Origin of the sequence: Micromonospora sp. M51 (genome assembly GCF_018070305.1) — a bacterium.
Classification (GTDB): Bacteria; Actinomycetota; Actinomycetes; order Mycobacteriales; family Micromonosporaceae; genus Micromonospora; species Micromonospora parva.
The window spans coordinates 1-6,899 of sequence record NZ_JAGPXZ010000298.1 but is presented as its reverse complement, the minus strand read 5'-3'; the positions used below and the strand labels follow the sequence as shown (position 1 = coordinate 6,899).

Sequence of the window (6,899 nt, the reverse complement as noted above, 5' to 3'; positions counted from 1 at the left end):
GAAAGGGCATCCGGGCGTGGGCCGCCGACGCGGTGCTGGTGCGGGCCGAGGCCGCAGCGGCGCAGGGTGAACCGGCGCGGGCCGCGGCGGCGGTCGCCGAACTGGAAGCCGGGATCGCCGGCCGTGACACCCCGCTGGCCCGGGCCGCTCTGCACCGCTGCCGGGAACTCGTCCCGGCCTGAGCCGGGGCGGGCCGTCGGTCGACGGCCCGCCCGGTGGATCACAGGATGACCTGGTGCACCCGGTCGTCCACGCCGCGTACCGCCAGCCAGGCGCTGCCGTTGGCTCCGGCGGCGGCCCCGGGCGCACCCCGGAACGCGTCGGTGGCGAACTCACCGCGCCGGAACCAGCCGCCCCAGGCACCGTCGGCCAGGTTGCGCTGCCAGAGCCGGTTGTCGGCGGCCAGCGCGAACAGGTAGACCCGGCCGGAGGTGGCGAGCAGGGTCGGGCTGCCGCTGGTGGTGCCGCCCAGGCTGGTCCAGGCCGACCATGTGGTGCCGGTGCGGCTGCTCCACCACACCTCGTCGGTGCGACTGCGAACCGCCACGTGCAGCACGCCGGCGTCGTCGACGACCGCGCTCGGCCGACCGTAGAACGGCCGGTTCTCGGGAGCCCCCACACCGGTCCAGCCAGCGCTCGGCGTACGCGTCCAGAGCTTGCCGTCGGCACCACGGGCGACAAGCGTCCACTGCGTCGGGCTGGTCCACGCCACAGTCGGCGCGTCGGTCAGCGTGCCGCCGAGGTTGCGCCACGGCCCCCACGTACCGGCGACGTAACTGCGCTGCCAGGCGGCGTTGTCGGTGCCCCGGACGAAGACGTCGATCCGCCCGTCGGCGGAGCCGTACGCCGCCGGCTGGCCGAGGATCCGGCCGCCGACCGGGCCGCCGAGGGAGGTCCACCGGCTTCCCCACGTCGTACCGGAACGGGTGTTGACCGCCAGGGCGCCCTGCGCGTCGCGGACGAAGGCGGTGGCGTGCCTGTCGTCGACCCGGACCAGCGCGGGGCTGGCACTGGCGGTGCCGCCGAGGTCGGCGCCGGCGACCTGGTCGGTGCCGGTCAGGCCGAGCATTGCCACCCCGTGCGCCGGCACCTCGACGGTGTACGAGCCGGTGAACGGCTGCACGCCGGGAATGCCCGGCTGGGCGTCCACCGTGGAGCGGGACCACAGGTCACGAACCCGGACCGACCCGCCGAGGGCGACGTCGGCGAAGTTCACGGTGATCTGCTGGGCGGTGTCGTGCCGGTTGAGCAGCGCGACGGCCCGTCTGCCGGAGCCGGCGAGCACCTTGCTCCAGACCTGCGCGTCGGTGCCGGTGTCGGCGACCTTGACGCCCTGCCGCACCAGCGGGTCCTGGTCCACGGCGATGATCTCGGGGTTGGTCAGCGCCGAGATCATCTCCTGCGGCAGGCCACGCGGGTCGGAGCCGATCACCAGTGGCGCGGCCATGATGGCCCACATGCCGAGCTGCGTCTTGGACTCCTCCAGGCTCAACTCGTACCCGCCGTCGGGCAGCGGACGCATCGGCAGCAGGTAGTCCGGGTCGTTGTAGTGCCCCGGCCCGGTGGCCGCCGGGTGGTACGCGTTGACGTCCATGTTGCGCAGCACCCACGGGAACGCCCACTGCGGCGTCGGGTCGGTGAGCCCCACGTCGGTGTAGGTCCGCCAGGAGTCGGCGATCGTGGGCGCGTACGTGTAGCTCCAGGTGGAGAGCTGCTCCGGGGTGTACGGGCCGCCACCCCAGTCCGAGCTGACCGGGTTGCAGATGTTGAGCAGCATCGGGCGCGGTGACTGGCGTACCGCCTCGGCCAGCTCGCGGAAGGTGGTCTCCGGGTCGAGGCCGGCGGCGCGGCCGCAGAGCCAGTCGGCCTTGAGCGCGTCGAAGCCCCAGCCGGCGAACTGGGCGATGTCCGCCTGGTAGTGGCCGTTGCTGCCGAGCCCGCACTGCCCCGGCAGGTACGGGCCGGCGTCGGTGTAGATGCCGGCCTTCATTCCCCTGCTGTGGATGTACGCGGCCAGCGCCGCCATTCCGCCGGGGAAGCGGGCCGGGTCGGCGACGAGCTGTCCGGCCTCGTTGCGCGGGGTGGGCGCGGCCCAGTTGCCGTCGATCCAGACGTAGGTGTAGCCGGCATCGCGAAGGCCACTGTGGACCATGTAGTCGGTGACCGACCGTACTTCGGCCTCGGTGGGATCGCCACCGAGGCCGAAGTAGGTGTTCCAGCCCTGGTAGGGCGTGGGGGCGAGGCCACTGTTGAAGAAGGTCGGCGCGCCCTGGTCCTCCGCGCCGGTGGCCGCCGGGGCGTGACCGGGGCGGCCGGGCCCGTGGCCGGCCTTCGGGGGGTCGGCGTGGGGTGGGCCGGCCATCGCCGGCACGGGGCTGGCCAGGCCCAGGCCGAGCACGGCCAGGGCAGCGGTCAGCTGTCGGTTCAGGCGCATGGAGGTACTCCTGTCCCTCGGGGGTGGGGGTGGTGGTGCTCCGAGCTCAGTCGCGGGTCAGCACGAGGAGGTCGGCGTCGTGGGTCGCGCTCCACCGCACGGGCAGGCCCGCCGCGGTGAGGTGGCTGCCGGAGTAGCGCCGGTCGCCGTGCGAGTAACGGGCTGCCGGGTCAAGGCCGCGCAGCGGCAACCGGACCGGGCGGGACGGGAGCAGCCCGGCGCCGTCGAGCCGGCCGGTGTGCCAGGCCAGGACGACCACCCGGCTCTCGTCCGGCGCTGTGTACTGCACCGCGCAGCGGGCCTGGTCGGGGCCGCCGATCAGGTGCACCTCGCCGTGCGTGACGACGTCCCGGATCTCCTTGTAGCGGGCGATCCAGCCGGCCGCCTCGGCCCGCTCCTCGGGAGTCCACGCCCGGATGTCCGCGCCGATGCCGAGCACACCGGCCATCGCCAGGACGAACCGGAACGCCAGCGTCCGCGGGCGCGGGTCGAACAGGCCGGGCGCGTCGGTGACCCAGGAGCTGAGCAGGTGCGGGGCGTTGGCGTGCAGGAAGCCGTACTGGATGGCCAGCCGGTCGAGTGGACCGGTGTTGTCGCTGGGCCAGAACACGTCGGCGCGGGCGGCCATCGCCAGGTCGGTACGCGCGCCGCCGCCGGCGCACGCCTCGATCAGCACACCGGGGTGGTCCCGGCGCAGCCGCTCGTAGATCCGGTGCAGGTTGGCGACGTGCGCGCCGTCCAGGTCGAGTGGGCCCAGCCCACCGGACCGACCCGGTTCGGTACGCGGCCGGTTGAAGTCCCACTTCAGGTAGTCGATGTCGTACCGGCGCAGCAGACCGTCGACTGTGGAGTGGACGAACTCGGCGACCTCCGGCCGACCCAGGTCGAGCAGGTACTGGTTGCGGACCGGGGTGAGCGGTCGACCGTCGACGGAGTAGACCCACTCCGGGTGCTCGGCGTACAGGGACGACTTCGGGTTGACGCACTCCGGCTCGACCCAGAGGCCGAAGTTCAGCCCGAGGGCGCGGACGTCGGCGATGAACGTGTCGAACCCGGCCGGGAACTTCGCCGGATCGGGTGTCCAGTCGCCCAGCCCGGCGGTGTCGTCGTCGCGGCCCACGAACCAGCCGTCGTCCACGACGAAGGTCTCCACACCCAACTCGGCAGCGATCCGGGCGAGCGCGAGCTGGCTCTGCGCCTCGACGGCGAAGTAGGTCGCCTCCCAGGAGTTGTAGAGCACCGGACGCGGCCTGAGCCGTTCCCCGGCGAGCAGCCGCTGGTGGGTGTGCCAGACCCGGGCCAGCCCGTCCAGGCCGTCCGAGCTGTACGCCCCGGTCGCCACCGGCAGGGTCAGTCGCTCGCCGGGGGCCAGCTCCAACGGGCCGTCGACCAGCTGACGGCCGACCCGGACCCGGGTCAGGCCGCCGGTGTCCCGCTCCGCGCTGATCTCCCACGAACCGGTCCAGGCCAGCGCCATCCCCCAGGCCGGGCCGGCCGGCTCGGCGGTGTCGCGCACCGCCAGCCAGGGCACGTGCAGATGCCCGGGTACGCCCTGCGAGCTGCCGATGCTGAAGGTGCCGTGGCCCAGCTCGATGTGGGAGAGCTGGAACTCCTGCGCCCACTGCCCCCACTGGTGGCTGAGCAGTGCGCCGTGCGGCGTGGGTACGCAGAACCCGCCCGAACCGGCCCGGATGACCCGCAGCGCGTCGCTGCCGTCGTTGGTCAGCTCGACCCACCGCTGCACCACGTCGGTGCCGACCGGCATCCGGTAGTGCACAGTGGCGCGCAGCCCGGTGACCGGGTCGGCGAACTCGACGGCCAGCTCCCGCTGGTCGGCGTCGATCCGCGCGTCGGTGTGCGCGAAACCCACCCGCCGCTGCCCGTTCGAGGTCTCGATCACCAGGTCGGGGCCGGTGAACGGGCGGTCGGCGTCGGTGGCGTACTCGATGGGGGCCGCGTCCCCGGCGGTGAGGAACGGGACCGGGCCGTCGTAGCCGACCGGCGAGGGCCCGTCGGAGACGCCGTGCGGCCCCCACGCGACAAGTTCCAGCCAGCGACCGTGCGCTGGCACCCGCACCGTGTACTCGGTGTGCGTGCCGCGCAGCGTCCAGCGCTGCCCGGCCTCGGCGGTCACTTGACCGCTCCGATCGCCAGGCCGGAGACGAAGTGCCGCTGGAAGCGGAGGAACACCGCGACGGTGGGGACGGCAGCGATGACGGTACCGGCGGCGATGACGTTCCAGGACGACACGAACTGCCCCTGGAGCGCGAGCAGCGCCGGGGTGACCGGCATGTTGTCGTCGGTCCGCAGCACGGTGATCGCCCAGAGCAGGTCGTTGAAGATCCAGGTGAAGGAGAGCGCCCCGAGAGCCGCCAGCGCGGGGCGGGTCAGCGGCAGCATCACCCTGGTGAAGATCTGCGCCGTGCCGGCCCCGTCGATGGTGGCCGCCTCCTGAATCTCGCCCGGCAGGTCCCGCATGAAGCCGTGCAGGACGAACGTGTAGAAGCCGAGCCCGAAGCCGACCTGCACCGCGATCAACGCCCAGAGTGTGTCGTACAGGCCGGTCAGCTCGCTGAACTTGGCCACCGGGATGAGCAGGATCTGCGGTGGCAGCAGGTTGCCGGCGAGCATCAGCAGCAGGATCGTCCGCCGGCCGGGGATCCGGAATCGGCTCAGCGCGAACGCGGCCATCGCGGCCAGCCCGAGGCTCAACGCCACCGACGGGATGGTGACGAGCAGGCTGTTGATCAGGGCGCGCAGTTCGCCGCCGTCGGTCCACGCCTGCCGGTAGGTGTCCAGCGTGAACGAGCGGGGCAGGCTGCCCACGCCGTGCGCGGCGATGTCGTCGAACGACCGGGTGGACATCACCACCACCCAGAGCACCGGACCCAGCCAGAGCAGCGAGAGCAGGATCATGCCGGTGTGGAAGGCCCCGGTACGGAGCTTGTTCATCACGCTTCCTCCCGGAACGCGCGGACCAGGTAGCCGAGGATGACGGCCAGCGCGAGCACGAAGATCACGACCGCGATCGCCGAGGCGTAGCCCAGCCGCAGGCTCTGGAACGCGGTCGAGTACATGTAGGTGCTGAGCAGCTCCGACGAGTGGTACGGCCCGCCCTTGGTCAGCGACCAGACGATGTCGAACGAGCGCAGCGAGTCGATCACGATGACCGACAGCACCACCGCGTTGACCCCCTTGAGCTGGGGAATGGTGACGTGCCGCAGCCGCTGCCAGGAGTTCGCGCCGTCCATCCGGGCCGCCTCGTGCAGCGCCGGGTCGATCGCCTTCAGCCCGGCGAGGAACAGCACCATCACGTACCCGATCTGGCGCCACAGCGCGGGCAGGATCACCGCGTACAGGGCCGTCTGCGGGTCGGCGAGCCAGGGCCTGATCAGGCTCTCCAGGCCGACCGCCCGCAGCAGCGTGTCGGCGATGCCGTCGGGCTGGTAGAAGACCCGCCAGACCAGCGCGGTCACCACCAGCGAGAACACCACAGGGGTGAACAGCGCGGCCCGGTAGAACCCGACACCGCGCCGCTCCTTCTGCAGGACGAGCGCCATCCCGAAGCCACCCAGCACGGAGAGGCCGCCGAAGAGCACCAGCCAGATCACCGTGTTGACCAGCGCGCCCCGGAAGGTGGCGTCGCCGGCCAGCTCGACGTAGTTGTCGGTGCCGACGAAGGTCGGCGGTGTCATCCCGTCCCAGCGGGTGAGGGAGAACCAGAAACCCTGCAGCGCCGGCCAGAACACCCAGATGCTCTCGACCGCGAACGGCACCAGGACGAACGCCACCAGCAGCGGCGACAGTCGGGCCGACCGTCGCCGCCGCCGGGTGGGGGTGACCGAAGTCGTGGAGATCGTTGCTGTCACGTCAGCCCTTGAAGACCTTCTCGGCGCCGGCCTGCCACTCCCGCAGGATCGCGTCGATCTGGTCCGGCTTGTCGATGAACTTGGTCAGCGCGGTGTCGGCGGTCGGCTGAAGCGCGTCGCTGGAGTCGCGGTTGAAGAACTGGGTCAGCTCCTTGGCCTCGTTCAGCATCGCCTTGCCCTTGACCACCAGCGGGGAGTCCGACGCCTTGGCCCTGGGGTTGGCCGGCAGCACGATGCCGGAGCTGGCCTTGACGTACGCCTCCTGGGCCTCGACCCCGGCCAGGTAGCTGAGCAGGGCCTTGGTGCCGGTCGGGTTGGCGGTCTTCGCGCTGGCGAAGAAGCCGTCAGTCGGTGCCTCCTCGGCCAGCGGCACCGCCGGGTCGATGATCGGGAACCGGAAGAAGTCCAGGTCACCGAGCGCGTCCTTGGGGGCGGCGTCGGCGAAGAACGTGCCGATCAGGAACATTCCGGTCTTGCCGGCCAGCAGCGCGGTGGTCGCCTCCTGGAACGGGTACGCCTTGCCCTTGGGGTCGAAGTAGGGCAGGGCCTCGCGCCAGCGGGTGAAGACCGCCTTGACCTTCGGGTCGTCGAAGCGC

The 6,899-nt window shown here is 72.0% G+C and carries 6 protein-coding genes; 1 reads left to right on the top strand and 5 read right to left on the bottom strand.

Features of this window, described 5'->3' with window-relative positions:
* Positions 1–182: hypothetical protein (locus tag KBX53_RS17285; protein ID WP_210860347.1), on the top strand; the 182-nt coding region annotated here is incomplete at its 5' end.
* A 38-nt stretch (positions 183–220) separates the two neighbouring features.
* Here KBX53_RS17285 and KBX53_RS17280 read toward each other — a convergent pair.
* From KBX53_RS17280 to KBX53_RS17260, 5 genes are all read right to left on the bottom strand, one after another.
* A complete protein-coding gene (locus tag KBX53_RS17280; RefSeq protein ID WP_210860346.1) occupies positions 221–2,434 on the bottom strand; it encodes a glycoside hydrolase family 27 protein in 2,214 nt (737 codons plus the stop codon).
* A gap of 46 nt (positions 2,435–2,480) precedes the next feature.
* Positions 2,481–4,568 (bottom strand): alpha-galactosidase, encoded by a 2,088-nt coding sequence (locus KBX53_RS17275; RefSeq protein WP_210860345.1) that lies wholly within the window; start codon positions 4,566–4,568, stop codon positions 2,481–2,483.
* Positions 4,565–5,386 carry a carbohydrate ABC transporter permease gene (locus KBX53_RS17270; protein WP_210860344.1) on the bottom strand — a complete coding sequence of 274 codons (822 nt, stop codon included), beginning with the start codon at positions 5,384–5,386 and terminating at the stop codon, positions 4,565–4,567. The genes KBX53_RS17275 and KBX53_RS17270 overlap by 4 nt, the downstream gene beginning before the upstream one ends.
* Positions 5,386–6,303, bottom strand: a complete 918-nt coding sequence (locus KBX53_RS17265) for a carbohydrate ABC transporter permease (protein WP_051708219.1) — start codon at positions 6,301–6,303, stop codon at positions 5,386–5,388. The genes KBX53_RS17270 and KBX53_RS17265 overlap by 1 nt, the downstream gene beginning before the upstream one ends.
* 1 nt (position 6,304) lies before the next feature.
* The coding region (locus tag KBX53_RS17260) for an extracellular solute-binding protein (RefSeq protein WP_210860343.1) at positions 6,305–6,899 on the bottom strand (595 nt) is incomplete at its 5' end.

What these genes read in the sequence shown, in the direction of transcription:
- KBX53_RS17280 (WP_210860346.1), bottom strand. Translation starts at nt 2,434, where the DNA reads ATGCGCCTGAACCGACAGCTGACCGCTGCCCTGGCCGTGCTCGGCCTG.
- KBX53_RS17270 (WP_210860344.1), bottom strand. Translation starts at nt 5,386, where the DNA reads ATGAACAAGCTCCGTACCGGGGCCTTCCACACCGGCATGATCCTGCTC.